Source organism: Caldicellulosiruptor bescii DSM 6725, from assembly GCF_000022325.1.
GTDB classification, from domain to species: Bacteria; Bacillota; Thermoanaerobacteria; order Caldicellulosiruptorales; family Caldicellulosiruptoraceae; genus Caldicellulosiruptor; species Caldicellulosiruptor bescii.
The window spans coordinates 644794-662273 of sequence record NC_012034.1 but is presented as its reverse complement, the minus strand read 5'-3'; the positions used below and the strand labels follow the sequence as shown (position 1 = coordinate 662273).

The following is a 17480-nucleotide window of genomic DNA, read 5'->3' as shown; positions in this document are numbered from 1 at the left end:
GAAAATATCTTCTATTAATAGAATATTTCTATCCTGGGCTTAAAATCAATCTCTTTTATGAGCTTTTCTATCTCTTTTTGGCTCATATCTTCCAATTTTTTGCCTGTCAGAGCAACTAAAATAGCCTCAACAACATTTGTTCCAAAAGACCTTCCATCAAACTCAGGTGTTGTAGTAACAAGCATCTTTAGTTTTCTTCTTTTAAGCTCTTCAACATCCTCTTTTGTAATGGTATTTGTAATGATTATCTTTCCTTCCAAACTATCTGGCATGTACTTTTGAATGTATTTATAATCTCCCGCAATGATGTCTGCTATTCCAAAATATTTCCAATACTTCTTGAGCTTTTTAGGGTTTTCTTCTTTTTTGTCATCATTAGGATACAACATGTTAAAAGGTAGCTTTATTATAAATGGGACAAGCAAAGCTGCAAGATAGTAAAATACCTTGAGACTCTTTATCATTAGTGGAATTCCTAAGGCAAACAGGGCATCACCAAGCAAAAGCTTGCATCCAGCCTCATATAGTCCTTCTGCAAGCTTGTATCTATCAAGCGCACACACAACAAGCGCAGTTTTTCCTTTGAAATCTATTATGCTGTTGTCTTGAAGATATTTTATAACCCATTTTTCAAATGTATTTTTAACTCCTGTACCGTCAACAAGAGGAGTTTTTTGAGCAGCATTTTTTATAGGAATAGCCTCTCTTATGACATAATTTTTACCTCCACCGTATAGTACAATGTCAATTCCTCCCATACCAAAGGCGTCCACTTTTCCATCCAAAGACTTTATAATTTCTATTGCCTTTTTTATATCTCCATCTGTCCCAATTCTTTCAATCTCAAAGTCAATACCCATTATTTTAGTCTTTGTTTTGTGATTCCTCTTGCTTGAACCAATGCTGACACTCACTATCCTTTTCATGCAAAAAACATCTCCTTTTCCTTCTTGCTACTTCACAATAGAATCTAAAATTCTCTTCAGCTCTTCAACATCAACTTCAACATCATGTTTGAGCGGGGATTTTCCCAGAGGTATTGTAATGACCTCACAATCAAGAAAAGCTTTGAACCAGTTTAGTCTAAAGTCCGAACCCATGGCAATTACAATGTCAAACATTTTAAAATTATTTATATATTCACCCATGATGTTCAAAAGCTGAGCAGCAGAAAGGGAGTTTATAAAACTATTTCTCTCCTCTTCTGTCATTAAAAGATAGTAGTTTATTCCGTAACTTTTCAATACCTGCTCTACCTCATGCTTGTTTTTTACAGGAAATCCGATTGCAGCAATATTTTTGCCCTTGCGTACTTCTCCAAGCCCTTCAAGCTTTGAGATAAAAGACCTATCTATTTTCAGCTTTTCGGCAACCTCAATCTGCGAAAATCCTTTTTGACGAAGGTCCAATATCTTCTTGACTTCATCCACTATTTTTTGAAGACTTATGACCTTATCACCAACCCTGTAAAAGTCCATTTCTTCATCCCACTCAATTTTAGTATTTGTTTTATTTTATATTATCACAAAAGCCTCTTTATGTTAACATTTTTGTGCACACAGTTTTCAAAAAAATTTTAGCTTAGTAGTTTTTTAATATCCTCTTCAGAAACTTGTGAAAAGTCAACATAAAACTGTCCAACTGCCCAAAATGGCTCGCTACTTACAATATAAAAGATACCATCACATTCTTTTTTCAGCTCTTTTAACGTCGAAGGTGCAATTACCGGTGTTGCAACGTATATTTTTTTAGGATTTAGTTTCAAAAGAAACCTTATGCATGCTTTTGTTGTTGCGCCTGTTGCAATTCCATCATCCACTATTATTGCCACTTTGTTTTCCAAGCTTTTATATTCGATAGAACCCCTGTACTCAATAAGCTGGTCCTTCAAGCTTTCTAAGAGTCTTTTCTTTTGGTGTTCTATATATTCGTCTCTCATAAAGAAATATTCTACATATTCATTATTTAAAACCACATCTCCATTTATATCCACTGCTGCAATAGCAAATTCCCTGTTAAAAGGTGCACCAATCTTCTTTGCCAACACAATATCCAAGGGTATTTTAAGCCTGTCGGCAATTACTTTCGCGACAACCACACCACCTCGTGGAATTGCAAAAAGTATAACATCTTGTCTTCCTTTAAATGCTTCTAATTTCTCAGCTAACTTTTCTCCAGCATCAACCCTGTCTCTAAAAAGCATTATCAAAACTCTCTCCTTTATTAAAGAACTTTCTCTTTGACTTAAAAAATAAAAAAAGGCACCTAAATTTATTTTACCACATTGGGTGCCTTCTAAAAATTGCTTTCATTTTGACATTTATATTTTTCAATAAATTTTATAAGTTCCTCAACACCCAAAGGCCTACTTATAAAATACCCTTGAACATAGTCACATCCCAGTTCTTTTACAGCTCTGTAGTGTTCCTCTGTTTCCACCCCTTCTGCCACAACCTTTAACCCCAATTTTTTACATAGTTTTATTATCGTTTCTACTATAAAATACGTTTCGTCCTTTTCTATATCTTGAACAAAGGACTTATCAATCTTCACAGCTTGTATTGGCAATCTTCTCAGATAATTGAGTGAAGAATAATCGACACCAAAATCATCTAAGGCAAAGGTTATGTTGTATTTTCTTAGCTGATTTATCACTTCAATTGCATAGTCAATATTTTCAATTGCCAATTTTTCTGTTATTTCGAATTGAAGTTTGACATTCGCTAATCCTTCATTTTCTAATATTTGAATTGTGGAACGAATAAATTCTCTATCACTAAATTGCTGTGGTGATATATTGATTGAAATTATAAATTCATCAGTAATATATCTGCTTAACCACTTAGCTACTTTTAGGGACTGTTCCAATACAATATTGCCTAACTCCACAATCAAACCACACTTCTCAGCAACCGGAATGAATTCCAATGGCGATACAAACACCGACTTTAAATAATGCCATCTCAAAAGAGCCTCAAACCCACAGATTTGGTTATTCTTTAAGTTTATAGTTGGTTGATAAAATACTACAAACTCATTTAAGTCCAATCCATTGCGAAGTTCTCTTTCAATTATCCCTTCCTTTAATGTTTGAACCTCCAAAGAAGGTTTAAATATCTCATACTTATTCAAACCCTTCTCTTTTGCTCTGATTAAAGCTAAATCACATTTCCTTATAACGTTCGCCGTGGAGTCATTAACATCCTCTATTGCAGTTGCTCCTACATTGTAACTCACCTTTATCAAGTTTCCATTAATATTGTATGTCACCAATAACTTTTTTAACAAATTTTCAATAAACTCAGATACGTTATCTGTCTTGCCTATTATTGCAAACCTATCAGATCCTATCTTAAATATTTTATTTTCTTTTCCCAATATCTCTTCTATCCTCTTACTTATGTGGATAATCAGTTCATCTACCAAGTCATATCCATACATAACATTTAACTTTTCTAAATTCCTCACTTCCAAAAAGATCAAATATGTACTCATATTATCTGCTTGACTAATTCTTAAATTTAACCATCTCATAAGTGAATTCTTGTTTGGCAATTTGGTAAGCTCATCATAAAACGCCAAAAACTCAACTTTGGTTTTATAATCTTTTATCATCTCATCTTTTTGTTTCAAAATCAAATCCTGTTTAGAAATTTTGAACCTGAGATTCTCGCTTTCTGCACTCATTTTATAGAGATCTTTTTCATATCTGTGGATTTTTCTGTTTAGTCTCTCTATCGCATCTAAGCTAAAACCTATTGAAAGAAAAATTCTTTTATTGTTCTGCGCACTTTCTATCTTAGAGTTGTACCATAAGAATGTCTTTTTTACTCCATTCACGTCTCTAATAGGATTGACATAATATTTAAACACTTCACCACTTATTAATTTGTTATAAACCCATTCCATCTCTTCTTTTTCTTTGTCATCAATTAAAACATCCAACCACTTTTTGCCTTCTATCTGGTTAGGGGAATAGCCTAACAATTTCTCGCCATTTTCCTTGTATTCTAAGATTATTCCTTCCTCGTCCCATACCACTACAACATATTCATTCATATTACCGAAATAACCTTTAAGATTCTCAACAAAAAATTTAACCTTATTGTTTTCTATCAACTCTTTATCCCTCTTCTTTTCAAAGCCCATACAAATACCCCCGCTGCAGAGCACTTACTGTCTTTTAAATCTGTTGATGTAGTTTTTTATATTGACAAATATACTTATCTTCGAATTTTTTGTCTCAACTTCTTTTATAACCTTTTCAAATCTTTTGGTCCACTTTTCAATCTCTAAATTTTTCACAATAAAATCTCTTGCCCCTTTTAAAAGAGCTTTTCTTACTACATCCTCCTCACCTTTTGAACTTATGATGATTACTGTTGCACTTTTATTAAATTTCAAAATCTCTTCCATTGCACTTATACCATCAAGTTTTGGCATCTCAATGTCCATTGTAACCACATCAGGCTTAAATCTTTTGTAAAGCTTTACAGCTTCTATTCCATCTTCTGCCTCTGCTATTACTTTGCCACCCAGTTTTTCTTCTATAAACCTTCTTATCACCTTTCTCCACATAGGAGAATCATCAACAATAAGAAAGGTCACCTTTTTCATTACTTAACCTCTCTCATCACAAGTTTTATTTCATCTATATGTGTGCAATGTTTTTTTCCAGAATCTGAACACCTTCATTGTAGATATTCTCTAACACCCCAACAATTTCTTGAATACCTGCAAAGTGTTGTTTTACCTGGTCTGATAACTGATTTTGATAATGTAGCACAGAGCTAATTAGTCTGTGAACAGATTCAAATTCATCGGTTATTTCATTAGTTCTATTTTTCAGCTCTTCCAATTTATTTACAAAAGTATTAATACGGATACTGTTTGTATTAATATCCTCAACAATATTTGAAATGGTCTTGTTAACTTCTTTCAAACTCTGTTTGCCACTGTCTGCAAGCTTTCTCATCTCGGATGCCAACAAACTAAATGCCATAGAATCTTTCACTTTATTAGCTTCAATCTGCGCATTTAATGAAATGAAAGAAATCTCCTTTACAATATCGCTAATAATCTGCGTTACTTTGCTCATATTTTCAATATGCACCGAAAGATTAACAACATTTTCTAATAACTCTTGCATTTGACCCAAAAGGATATTTATATCCTCTACAGACTTTGAAACCTGAACTCGACCATTTCTTATATCATCTTCAACTTTATTTGATCGTTGAGTCATGTCCTCTAAATTCTTTACCAGGACCTCATTTATCTCATCCACTACTACCTTAAATGCTTCCGCAAGCTCCTTAACTGAGTCAAATACAGTATGCAACTGTTCTTTAAACTCACTGTTGTGACTATCTAACATTCTTCTACTTTCCTCTATTTCTTTTTGTAGGTACTGGTTTTCAGATTTAAGCTTAGATATCTCATTTTTAAACTGTTTTTCTATCAAGTCAAGCTTACTTTTATATACATTAACAAATTCCTTAGGTATTCCCTTTTTTACTTTCCCTGAACTCACAAATTCAATAATTTTTTTTATTTCATTGGACTTTTTCATAAGTAACAATTTTTCAGCAATTATTATCATCAGCATTATTGCAAAGAGAAGATATATATACAATTCCATTTAAATCAACTCCATACTATTTTTGACCTTTCTATTAATTTCCTAATATCTATTATTTGTATAAACTCACCATTTCTTTCTACTATTCCTTTCAAAATCTCTCCTGATGAAATTGAAGAAACATTTAATTCTTTTTTTATCTCCTCAGGAAGCACACTCACAACTTCTCTTACATTATCAACGTACAGCCCAAATGTCAATTCATCATTGCCAATTATTAGAACTTTGTGATTATTACTTTCACTCTTTTCAACCCCCAGTAGTTTCCCAAAATCAACTATTGTTACAACATCTCCTCTCAGATTCATAAGCCCCATTACATGTTCAGGTGCAAACGGTATTGTGGTTACATCTGTTGGCCTCACTATCTCCCTGACAAACTCTACTTCAATTCCATAAGTAACATCTCCATATTCAAATGAAACAATCATTTGGTAAGAATCTTCATCAATACGTTGGTCATCATCATTTATTCTGAAGTTTGTAAATCCACCATTTTTGTCATCTTCTTGATTTCTTGCAAATTCAGGTTCGTTTGATGTTTGAAAATCATCATTATTTTTTATTCTTCCTTGAATAGCTGTATCTGATGAATGCTTTGAACTGTCTATTCTCTTCAATTGTGCTATGTATGAGGTATAATCAATACAGCTTTGTTCATTATTCTCCAAATTATCTGCCAACTTTCGAATTATATCTATTCCTTCAAAAATAGCATTTATAACATCACTGGAAGGATATATCTCATAGTTTCTCATCTTGTCCAATAAGCTCTCCATTTCATGAGAAACGTTGATTATATCCTGCAGACCTAAAAAGTTTGCGCCTCCTTTTATTGAATGAATTTCACGGAATATAAAATTTAGTGTTTCATAGTTAGCTGGATCTTTCTCAAGTTGCAGGAGAGCATCTTGAGCATTCTCAAGATGCTCGTATGTTTCAACAATAAAATCTTTTTTAAGCTCTTCAAGTTCTGCTGCACTGAACAATTGGTCAGTCATTACAATCCCACCTCTGTTAACTTCTCATTTCTATCCCCAAAAATTTTTGAACATGTGAAATCAATTCCTCGCTTGTCACAGGTTTTTTCAGGTACAGATTTGCACCCGCTTCTAACGCTTTTTGCTCTTCTGATGGATTTGTTGTTAGCATAATAACTGGTATTCTCTTATACATCGGGTTTTTCCTTATTTCTCTGGTAAGCTGCAGACCGTCCATCTTTGGCATATTGAGGTCTGTAATAACAAGGTCAATCTTCTCGCTTAAAAGTATTTCCAATGCAGCAACACCGTCTATTGCTTCTTTTACATCAAACCCTTTTTTCACAAGTGTTGTTGTTACAATTTTCTTTACAACCGGCGAATCATCAACAACTAAAATTTTCGGCATATCTTTTCGTACCCCCCATTATTCTTTATTTTTACATGGGTTTTCTGAAAGCTATGTTGTTGTCAAAATAAACAATTTCAAAAGCTTTTGTGATTCTTAGGATACTCTCTGAATGTCCTAAAAAGATATAACCACCCGGATTTAATGCATCATAAAAATATTCTACAACCTTTTTTCTTGACTCTTCGTCAAAGTAAATCAAAACATTTCTACAAAATATCACATCATAATTTCTCATAAGCCTCATCTTACTCTCATCATAAAGATTCAAGTACCTAAAAGTTACCAGCTTCTTTATCTCATCTTTGAGCTTGTACATTTTATCTACAGGGCTGTACTCAAAATATTTAAGTTTTATATACTCTGGAACATCTTTCAAAGACCGTGGCAAGTAAATAGCATCTTGCGCAAGCCTTAAAACCCTTTCTGAAATATCAGTTCCAAGTATCTCAATGTCCCAGTCATCAAAATATTCAAGCCTTTCTTTCAAAATTATTGCAATAGTGTAAGGTTCTTCACCTGTTGAACATCCTGCACTCCAAATTTTTAACCTAAAATCACCTTTGCTTGCTTTTCTATTCAAAAGTTCAGGCAAAACATCTTTCGAAAACATGTCAAGTTGCGGAATGTCTCTGAAAAAATATGTTTCATTTGTTGTAATCAATTCCAATAATTTGTTAAGAGCATTTCTGTCAGTCTCAATTCTTTTTAAATACTCCCAAAAATCTGTTATCGCTAAATTATCCATTGCTATTTTCAATCTTTTTTGAATATAGCTTTTTTTATCATCGGAAAAGTACAATCCTGTAATTTTGTATATAAAATCTCTTATAATATACCACTCTTGATTATTCAAGACAATTTCTGTTAGCATTTTGCTCCTCCTTAGCCTCCAAGCAGGTCCTGAGCTTCAATAGAAATCTCTATATTAGGATGGTCAGCCAAATATTCTAACTGTAATCTAAATGGTTCTTTATCATTAATTTTTCTTACAAGTTGTAAAAGCTTGAGAATATGAACATCAGATAAATACTCATTTGCAAGCTCATCTTTAATTAGAGCCACAACCTTTGCATCGTCAGGTCTTAGTTCAACCATACATTCAAGCATCAAAAGTCTTAAGTCATCGCTTTTGACATTGAAATATTCTTCATAAATTCTATCAAATAACTCCTTCAAGTTTAGTTCTATCACAGTTTTTAAGACCTCTGGTAAAAGCTCTCCTTCTTTTATCATCTCTGGCAACACATCTGCTGCCTCCTTGATACCATTGTATCTCATAATCTTCAACCCGCTAAGCTTTAAGATATTATCATCACCTTTGAATATCTCTCTCATATATTCAACCAGTTTTGACTTATTAAAATATTTAAACACTCTAACTAATTCTCTTTTCTCTAAAGTATTCGATGCGTAATAGAGTTTTATAGCGCTTAGAATAACTGTTTCATCAAACACCCTACTCTTTATAAACCTTACAAAATCCTTATCTTCTATGCTACCCATATAGTTAAAAATCTCAAATTTTTGTGTATCAGAACCATATATCAAAATGGTTTTTATTTCATCAAAAAAGCTTGTATTTGATAAAACTTTTTCAACTTTTTGTTTATCTGACTTTATATAAATCGAATATATGGTATCTAAAACCTTTATCCTCAGCTGTGTTGAAAGCTTTAAATAAAGATTTACTGCATCCTCCACATTCTCAAGGGTACCATTTTCTTTCACCATGTCAAAAATACTGTCAAAGATGATATCCTCAATCTCCCATGGCAGATTTAAAACCTCTGAAATTAGTTCTCTATTGTTCACTTTTTTTATGCTCTCAATTATTGTCCACTGTACCCACAGATGAGCAGAAGGTAAAAACTCAATTACCTTTTTGAGAGCTTCAACATCCCCAATATTGCCAAGTGCCTCAATGGCCCCCTGTACTACATTTACATCATCATCTGATAACCTTTTCAATAAAGTATCAACTGCTTCTTTGTTTTTAAGAGCACCTAAAATATCCACTACAAATTTCCTAACATTTTTATCTGGATTTTCCGCCTCTTTGATTATTGCGTGAATATTATCATTACCTATTTTACTTAAAACCTCAAAAGCAAAAACCCTAACCCTTGCTTCTTCATGGTCTAAAAGCCTCAATAATTTTTCAACAGTATAACTGCCACCTATTTGTTTTAAAGCTTCTGTAATGTGCTCCTCAATCATTTTATTGTTTGTTTTTATAAAAAGATCTATTAATCTATCAACAATTTCAGGTTCCTTAAACTTTGGTGCATTTTCAATAGCTTCTTTTTGTAATAGATAGTCATCTGAATTTAGCATTTCAATTATTTCCATAGCTGAATTCATCTTCTGTGCCCCACTCCTTTTAGTTTTAATTAGACCATCTGAATAACTCTTTCAATTAGCTGTTCTGGTTCAAGCAAAAGTACAACCTTCCCATCACCTAAGATTGTTGAACCAACAACTCCTTTTACATTCCCGACAAACTGATCTAAAGGCTTTACAACCACATCATATTCGCCCATCAGCCTATCCACGATTATTCCTACCTTGCTTTCTCTATATTTTACTATTATTCCAAAATAGTAACTTCTATCATCTTCACTTTTCTGATATCCAAGTATTTCCTGAAGACTAAAAAATGGTACTATTTCCCCTTTAATACTGCATACCATTTTACCAGTTATAGACTTTATTGAATCTTTTCTTATCTTTACTGTCTCAACCACTTTTTCAAGCGGAAGCAGATACAATTTATCCCCAGCTAAAACCAGCAATGTCTTTATTATTGCAACAGTGAGAGGAATTATCATCAAAAAGCTTGTACCTTTATCTTTTTCTGTTTTAACCTTTATCTCTCCTTTTAGCTCACTTAAATTCTTTTTCACAACATCCATTCCAACGCCTCTGCCTGCCACATCATTAATCTTATCAGCAGTAGAAAAACCTGGTAAGAAAATAAACTCTATTATTTCATCATCTGACATTCTCTCAATCTCATCCTTTGTCACAATACCTTTTAGCAGAGCTTTTTCTTTTACTTTGTCAATGTCAATACCTTTGCCATCATCTTCAACATTTACGTAGATATTCTCACCTTCTGCATATGCTTCTATCAAAATCCTTCCCTGAGGTCTTTTTCCCTTAGCAATTCTTTCTTCAGGCTTTTCAATTCCATGATTTACACAATTTCTCACCAAGTGAACAAGTGGGTCGGTTATCTTTTCAAGTATAATCTTGTCTATTTCTGTTTCTTCACCTTTTATGATAAGTTCAACCTCTTTCCCTTCTTTTTGAGCAACCTCTCGAACAATTCGCGGAAGCTTTCTCAGAACATTTTTTATAGGCAAAAGCCTCAAACTTGTTATTCCTTCCTGAATATCAAATGATATTCTTTCGAGTCGTAAAATTCCTTTTTCAAGATTTGAAATTAAGTTACTAAGCGTTTTATCTTTTATGTTTGTTTCTTTGAATGCATTTAATATCTGATTCAATTGAGATTTACAGGTAATAAGTTCGCCAGCAAGATTTGTAAGATTATTGAGCTTGTTTATATCTATTCGCACTGAATCAATTCTTTTAATATCAATTTCTTTAAGATTCTTAATTCCATCCTCAAAAGTCCCCGTCTGATCACTCTCAGACTGGTTTACAATTTTGTCCACTTCTTCTGTTTCTGTTACCTCTAAATCCTCTTTTATTAGTTTTTGTATAAAGAAAATTTCCACTACATCCTCAGTTTTACAGATATCCTCTACATCCTGCCGTAATGCATTTATTTCAATGTCGCCTTCAATAAAAAATAGATATTCATTTACTTCTTCACTAACATGTTCCTGCTCTACATCCGGAATTGTTAAAAAAATATTGTATTTTTCTTTAAGAGCTTTATATATCTTTGCCATAGATGGAGATTTAAACTCAGCTTCTGGCTTTAATAAAAACTCTATTTTGTATATCTTTTTCCCCTCATCTAAAAGTTCCATGAGAAACTTCTTTTCTTCATAATTCATCTTCTCAACCCTGCCCTTAAAAATCTTTCTCATGAAAATATAGAATTTATAGCCCCTGCAATACTTGTGCAAGGCAAAATCAAATCAGCAATCCCCTGATCAATTACAGATTTTGGCATTCCAAATATAATAGCAGTGGACTGATCCTCAGCTATTATAAAACCACCAAGTTTTTTGATAAATGCAAATGCTTTTGCGCCATCATTGCCCATTCCTGTCAGCATTATTGCAACAAGTCTGTCTTTATAATGATTGGCAAGTGAAAACCCAACATAATCAACAGAAGGCTTGTATATCAAATCATTTGGACCATCAACTATATTTATTACAGTTCTGCCACCAGAGATTATTAGTTCCATTTGCTTGCCACCTGGTGCAATGTAGACTGTATTAGGTTTTACAAATTCACCCTTTTCAGCTTCCTTTATAAAATGCGAACTTCTTTCTGAAAGGGTTGAAGCAAGTTGTCGTGTAAAGTTTGGTGGCATATGCTGAACAATAAATATTGGTACACCTATATCACTTTTAATATAGGGTATTATCTCACCAAGAGTTTTTGGTCCGCCTGTTGAAACACCAATAAATATAGCATTTGGCTTTACTAATGGTTTTTTTGAAACTGAAATAATTTTAGTAGTGTTCAAAGAACCTACTTTTTTGCCAAAGACATTCGCTTTTGCTGCATTTAATACTTTTTTAATAATTTCATTTTCTATACTTTCAAGCTCGCTTGAGTAGGCAGAAGGCTTTGGAATAAAATCCACCGCACCAAGACTCAAAGCTTTTAGTGTGACTTCAGCACCTTTTTGGGTAAGCGTTGATATCATCAAAACAGGTGTTGGACATGTTTGCATTATTGCTTTCAGAGCCTCAAGACCGTTTAATACAGGCATTTCAACATCCATTGTGACAACGTCTGGGCGAAGGGAGGCAACCTTTTCGATTGCCTCCTGCCCATTTGTTGCATAATCTATAACCTTTATAAAAGGACTTTTTTGAAGTATTTTTATTAAAACCCTTCTCATCAAAGGGGAATCTTCTGCTACTAACACTCTTACCATCTTTGAATTTCTACTCTCCCGTATGGTTTAGTAAAAGTTTTATTGTGTATTTGTGTTCAAAAGTTCCTCTTTTAACTCCTCAATTTGAATTACCTCATTTGATGTTAATATCTTTGACATGTCAAGAAGAATTATTATCCTACCATTAATTTGACCAACACCTTGTAAGTACTCAGTGTTGATTCCCCTTATAACAGGTGGTGGGGGTGTTATAGCATCATTTGGAAGTCTTAAAACCTCCGTAACTTCATCAACAATTCCGCCTATTGTCATATTGTCAAGGTTTATGACAAGGATTCTTGTTTGTCTTGTTCTTTCTGTCTCTGGAAGTCCAAATTTTTTTCGCATATCAATTATAGGCAGTATTTCTCCCCGCAGACTTATTATCCCTTCAACAAAAGATGGTACTTGTGGTATTTTGGTAATGTTGGTTGTTCTGATAATCTCTTTGACCTGCATTATATCAACACCGTACTCTTCATCCCCAAGTTTGAAAATGACAAGCTGCTTTTCATCAGTGAGTTCATCTTCTTCTTCAAAATCTTCAGCTATATCTGCTTTTAACAATTTTTTTCTTTCTTCTTCAATCATATTACTCAATCCTCCTCTTTTAAACTAACCCCGCTTAAATATTTTTAAGCTCTTCAGCAAGATTAGCAAGTTCCTGAGCTGCCTGAGCAATCTGAGATATTGCTTTTAGCTGTTCTTGTGCCTGGGTTGCTGCACTTTGAGCTGCTTGTGATGCTTCTTCTGCTCCTCTTGCTATCTGCATGGTTCCTGCTGCAATCTGGGTTAAAGCTGCTTCTGCATCCTGTGCCATCTTAAGTAGCTGCCCGCCTTCAGCTAAAACTTTTTCAGTTGCAATCCTCACTCTCTCAAGCGAAATGGTAATTTTTTGTGCTTTTTCGTTTTCCTGTGTAGATGTCTTTACTGCATTTTCTACATCCTCATACACAATTCTTACTTGGTCGCCAATATTTCTCACCATTTCTTTGATATTTCCAATAGCTTCACTTGACTGCTGAGCAAGCTGCTTTATATCTCCTGCAACAACTGCAAATCCCTTTCCATACTTGCCGGAACGGGCCGCTTCAATTGAACCATTGAGTGACAGCAAGTCTACTTTTGTTGTAACATTTGAGATTGTATCAATTATCTTTTCAATGTTTCTAATTCTTTTCTCAAGTACTCTCACACTTTCCAATGACTGTTTGTTCTTTTCAACCGATTGGGAAACACCCTCAATCAATCCTTCTACGTCTTTCCTGTTCTTTTCTAAAATTTCTTGAAGCTCTTTTGACAACTTTGTAACATTTTCTAATCTATCAACTATGTCTTTTTGCATGTTTTTAAGATTCTCTGTTGCCCTTTGGGATTCTTCACATGCAGCTGCTTGTTCTTCAGAAGCTTGCATTATTTGTTCAAGCGCTGAAGAAATCTGATAACTTGCCTTGTGTGACTCTTCTACCATAGCAGCAAGCTCAGAAGACGCTGCAGCAAGTTCTTCTGCATTTTTCTGAGTTACAGTTGTAGATTTTAACTCATCTGCCATTTCAGCAAGCATAGTTATTGCATTGTTAATCTCGTTCAATGCTTTTGTCTGTTCAATTAACGATGCATTTGACTCTTCAGTTGCAGCTGCAGTTTCCTCAGCAGCTGCTGCAATCTGCTGGCTTCCGCCCCTGACCTCGCTTGATGCATTCATCATGTTCCTTGACAAAACCCTTATTTCCTTCATGGCTTCGACAATTGTATTTATAGCATCCTCTATTTTCTTCAAATCCTCTGTAACACCTTTTGCCTTTTCAGCTTCTCCTCTGACAAGTGTTCCGACGCTTCTTATGTCTTGAGCTACAACATTTACATCTTTTTGAATATCCTCTATGATGTTTTGAATCTCTATAGCAGCTTTATTTGTTATCTCTGCTAAGCTTCTTACCTCATCTGCCACAACTGCAAACCCACGACCATGTTTTCCTGCCCTTGCAGCCTCAATCGCAGCATTGAGTGCAAGCAAATTTGTCTGGTCAGCAACCTCCATTACAGCTTGGGCAGTATTTTTAATTTCATTTGCCTGTCTTTCAAGTTGCAAAACATTCTCTGCAGACTCAACAGAACTTTGAGCAGATATTTCAATTCCTCTTATGACTTCTTCTATCTCATCTGAAATACTCTGAATAAGCGTCTGAAGGTTTGCAATAGAGTTTGAAAGTTCAACTGCTTTTTCATCTGAAACCTTTGCAACCTTTTCAATCTCCTGAATAGCTTTTAAAGATTCATTAGCAGCTTTTGATGCTTCCTGAGCCGATGCTGCAATCTCTTGCACTGCAACCTGAAGCTCATTTACATTACGTGTTGCCTGGGCTACAGCCGCCTGAGTTTCAGCTGATGCTGCAGCCAGCCTCTCGATTATTGTGTTTTTCTTCAGCTCATCTCTTCTTTCTTTTCTCTTAGTTGAGTCAAAAATACTGGTACTGTAAGATTGGCTCTGAGAAACATCTTGAATTTGGTTTGATGCAGCAGGTTGAGCGCCTGCTTTCAAAGGATTTCTCGGTGTCTGTAATTTTGAAAGTTCCATTCCACTACCTCCCCTTTATTTTTGAATATATAATACCACAATGTTGTGGTTTTGTAACTTTTTTTTTTTTTTTTTTTTTTTTTTTTTTTTTTTTTTTTTTTTTTTTTTTTTTTTTTATGTTATACAAATATATTCAATCCTTAACCACAATAATATTAGCATTTTATAGATCAATGCCAATTAATCAAACTAAAACAGAAATATTTAAAAATAAATTGCAATTTAATTATCAAGTTATCTTTACTGATAAAAATACCACCAAAAATAAGTAGGTGTAAATGGAACCTACAAAATTTTTGGATTAAAAATCAATCAACACCACCCTTGCAGGTGCACCGTCGCAGTCTTTTAGTTTTAGTGGCAGTGCTGCATACCTGTATTTCCCTTCACACACCTGTGAAAGATCCAATCCTTCAATAACCACTACACCATTTGACAGCAGACTCTTGTGTACAGCAAAATCATTTGAAGCAAATTCTTCTATTGAAAGATAATCTATTCCTACAACTTTAACCTCTCTTTCTATGAGAAACTCGGCTGCTTCCAAAGTCAAATAAACATACTTTTCATAGAACTCTGAACTCCTTTTAAGATACAGAGAATTTTTGGTCTTGAAAAATATCCTATCACCATACTCTATATTCTTGCTTTCAAGAAACTCTCTGGTTATCTTATTATCTTCATGTACCTCGAAAACCTTGACTTCTCCAATCAGGTATTCCAAAGGAATCTGGTCAACTGTTTTACCATCCTTTATAAAATGAGATGGTGCGTCAATGTGCGTCCCTGTGTGGGATGAAAGTATTAACTTGCTTACGTTTGCCACATCTCCTCTTTCAATACTATAAACCCTTGATATCTGCGGTTTTGGATCATCGGGAAAATAAACCATATTATTTGAAATTGGAATACTAACATCTATAATCCTCAATTTCAAACCCTCCTTTAAACTTAACATTTTCAAAAATAAGAATAATAAAAAGGGGCTTTTGCTTAAAAGCCCCTTTTGCTGACAAACATTTTAAACTTATATTTGGTATTTTGCTTTTTCTTCCCTGATTAGATTAATTACAACCTCTATTGCTTTCTCAATTTCAACTTCAAAAGATTCCTTTGTTCTTCTATTTCTAATCTCAAGTTTTCCCTCTGATATTTTCTTTCCAACAGTAACTCTAAACGGAATTCCTATCAAATCTGCATCCTTGAACTTAACACCTGCTCTTTCATCTCTGTCATCAATCAAAACCTCAACTCCATTTCTCTGAAGGTTTTCATAAATCTCAAATGCAATCTTTTTCTGATTTTCATCTTTTACATTTACAGGCACAATAATTACCTCATACGGTGCAACTGTAATTGGCCAAATTATACCATCTTCATCGTGCATCTGTTCAATGATAGCTGCAGCTGTCCTGTTGATACCAATACCATAACATCCCATTATCATGAGCTTCTTTTCGCCTTTTTCATCTGTGTACACGCAGTTAAATGCCTGTGTATATTTAGTGCCAAGCTTAAATATATGTCCAACCTCAATTCCTCTTTCAATTGTCACCTTCTGAGAGCGACATTTTGGACAAAGGTCGTCTTGGGTTATATTCCTGAGGTCTGTAAACTTTGTTACTTTAAAATCTGAAAGATTAACATTCTTTATATGATAATCTGTCTTATTTGCACCCACCACAAAGTTTTTGAGATATTTTACTTCATTGTCTGCGTACACATCTATCGAAAGACCAATTGGACCGGCAAATCCTACTTTTGCACCTGTAATTTTCTCTACATCCTCTGCCGATGCAAGTTCAAGGTCTGTAGCTTTTAAAAGATTTTTTAGCTTTGTCTCATTTACCTCTCTATCTCCCCTTACCAGCACTGCAACAAACTTGTCATCTGCCTTGTAAATCATTGTTTTTACAAACCTTGTGCTGTCGATGCCAAGAAAACTCACAAGCTCCTCAATTGTTCTCACATTTGGAGTGTAGACTTCCTGTTTTTCTTTTGGCTCCTCTTTGTTTTCAACAGGCTCATCCAAACACTCTGCCTTTTCCAAGTTTGCAGCATATCCGCAAGCTTTACAATATGCAATCTCTGCCTCACCAACAGATGATGGAACCATAAACTCGTGTGAGCTTGCCCCGCCCATTGCACCTGTGTCTGCCTCGACAATCTTTACATCAAGCCCGCATCTTTTGAATATCCTCACATATGCATCATACATCTTTTGGTATGATATGTCCAAGCCGTTCTCATCAATGTCAAAAGAATAAGCATCCTTCATTGTAAACTCTCTGCAACGCATAACACCAAACCGCGGTCTTCTCTCATCACGAAACTTTGTTTGGATTTGATACAAAATTTTAGGAAGGTCCCTGTAAGATGAAATCTCGTTTCTGACTATATAAGTAAATGCTTCTTCGTGAGTGGGACCCAAACAGTATTCCCTTTCGTTTCTATCTTTTATCCTAAACATTTCAGGGCCAAATACAGCCCACCTACCCGACTCTTCCCAAAGTTCTTTTGGCATAAGTGCAGACATATGAACCTCTTGTGCACCGCTTCTATCCATCTCTTCTCTTACAATGTTTTCTATCTTTCTTAAAACTCTGTAACCAAGTGGAAGATAAACATAAATGCCAGAGGAAAGCTGTCTCATAAAACCAGACCTTAGCATAAGCTTGTGTGATTCTATCTCTGCATCTGAAGGTGTCTCTTTCAAAGTTGGCATAAAAAGCTCTGAAACTTTCATCTTCCTTTGTTACTACCCCTTTCTAAACCTTAGT

Annotated in this window: 16 protein-coding genes; all 16 read right to left on the bottom strand. The window is 34.4% G+C overall.

Annotated features, from left to right (window positions below):
• Nucleotides 1-14: 14 nt before the first annotated feature.
• Nucleotides 15-926 carry a hypothetical protein gene (locus ATHE_RS02915; RefSeq protein WP_015907166.1) on the bottom strand — a complete coding sequence of 304 codons (912 nt, stop codon included), beginning with the start codon at nt 924-926 and terminating at the stop codon, nt 15-17.
• A 27-nt stretch (nt 927-953) separates the two neighbouring features.
• Nucleotides 954-1478, bottom strand: coding sequence for a helix-turn-helix domain-containing protein (locus tag ATHE_RS02910; RefSeq protein ID WP_015907165.1), 525 nt, complete (start codon nt 1476-1478; stop codon nt 954-956).
• 98 nt (nt 1479-1576) lie between these two features.
• On the bottom strand, nt 1577-2203 hold the full coding sequence (locus ATHE_RS02905; protein ID WP_015907164.1) for a phosphoribosyltransferase: 627 nt from the start codon (nt 2201-2203) through the stop codon (nt 1577-1579).
• 92 nt (nt 2204-2295) lie between these two features.
• Nucleotides 2296-4149, bottom strand: a complete 1854-nt coding sequence (locus ATHE_RS02900; RefSeq protein WP_015907163.1) for a GGDEF domain-containing protein — start codon at nt 4147-4149, stop codon at nt 2296-2298.
• Nucleotides 4150-4173: 24 nt separating this feature from the next.
• Nucleotides 4174-4617 carry a response regulator gene (locus ATHE_RS02895; protein WP_015907162.1) on the bottom strand — a complete coding sequence of 148 codons (444 nt, stop codon included), beginning with the start codon at nt 4615-4617 and terminating at the stop codon, nt 4174-4176.
• A gap of 34 nt (nt 4618-4651) precedes the next feature.
• The gene (locus tag ATHE_RS02890) at nt 4652-5641 is read right to left on the bottom strand and encodes a methyl-accepting chemotaxis protein (RefSeq protein ID WP_015907161.1); all 990 of its coding nucleotides are present in this window, start codon (nt 5639-5641) and stop codon (nt 4652-4654) included.
• A gap of 5 nt (nt 5642-5646) precedes the next feature.
• Nucleotides 5647-6642 carry a chemotaxis protein CheW gene (locus ATHE_RS02885; protein ID WP_015907160.1) on the bottom strand — a complete coding sequence of 332 codons (996 nt, stop codon included), beginning with the start codon at nt 6640-6642 and terminating at the stop codon, nt 5647-5649.
• Between the two features lie 16 nt (nt 6643-6658).
• A complete protein-coding gene (locus ATHE_RS02880) occupies nt 6659-7030 on the bottom strand; it encodes a response regulator (RefSeq protein ID WP_015907159.1) in 372 nt (123 codons plus the stop codon).
• A 31-nt stretch (nt 7031-7061) separates the two neighbouring features.
• Nucleotides 7062-7904, bottom strand: coding sequence for a CheR family methyltransferase (locus ATHE_RS02875; protein ID WP_015907158.1), 843 nt, complete (start codon nt 7902-7904; stop codon nt 7062-7064).
• A gap of 11 nt (nt 7905-7915) precedes the next feature.
• Nucleotides 7916-9394: a HEAT repeat domain-containing protein gene (locus tag ATHE_RS02870; protein WP_015907157.1), complete on the bottom strand. Its 1479-nt coding sequence runs from the start codon at nt 9392-9394 to the stop codon at nt 7916-7918.
• A gap of 29 nt (nt 9395-9423) precedes the next feature.
• Nucleotides 9424-11061, bottom strand: coding sequence for a chemotaxis protein CheA (locus tag ATHE_RS02865; RefSeq protein ID WP_232422000.1), 1638 nt, complete (start codon nt 11059-11061; stop codon nt 9424-9426).
• Between the two features lie 29 nt (nt 11062-11090).
• Entirely contained in the window at nt 11091-12122 is a 1032-nt protein-coding gene (locus ATHE_RS02860; RefSeq protein WP_015907155.1) for a protein-glutamate methylesterase/protein-glutamine glutaminase, read from the bottom strand.
• Between the two features lie 39 nt (nt 12123-12161).
• The gene (locus ATHE_RS02855; protein ID WP_015907154.1) at nt 12162-12713 is read right to left on the bottom strand and encodes a chemotaxis protein CheW; all 552 of its coding nucleotides are present in this window, start codon (nt 12711-12713) and stop codon (nt 12162-12164) included.
• Nucleotides 12714-12747: 34 nt separating this feature from the next.
• Nucleotides 12748-14700: a methyl-accepting chemotaxis protein gene (locus tag ATHE_RS02850; protein WP_015907153.1), complete on the bottom strand. Its 1953-nt coding sequence runs from the start codon at nt 14698-14700 to the stop codon at nt 12748-12750.
• 301 nt (nt 14701-15001) lie between these two features.
• Nucleotides 15002-15631 (bottom strand): cyclase family protein, encoded by a 630-nt coding sequence (locus tag ATHE_RS02845; protein WP_015907152.1) that lies wholly within the window; start codon nt 15629-15631, stop codon nt 15002-15004.
• 96 nt (nt 15632-15727) lie between these two features.
• On the bottom strand, nt 15728-17446 hold the full coding sequence (locus tag ATHE_RS02840; RefSeq protein ID WP_015907151.1) for a proline--tRNA ligase: 1719 nt from the start codon (nt 17444-17446) through the stop codon (nt 15728-15730).
• Nucleotides 17447-17480 lie beyond the last annotated feature (34 nt).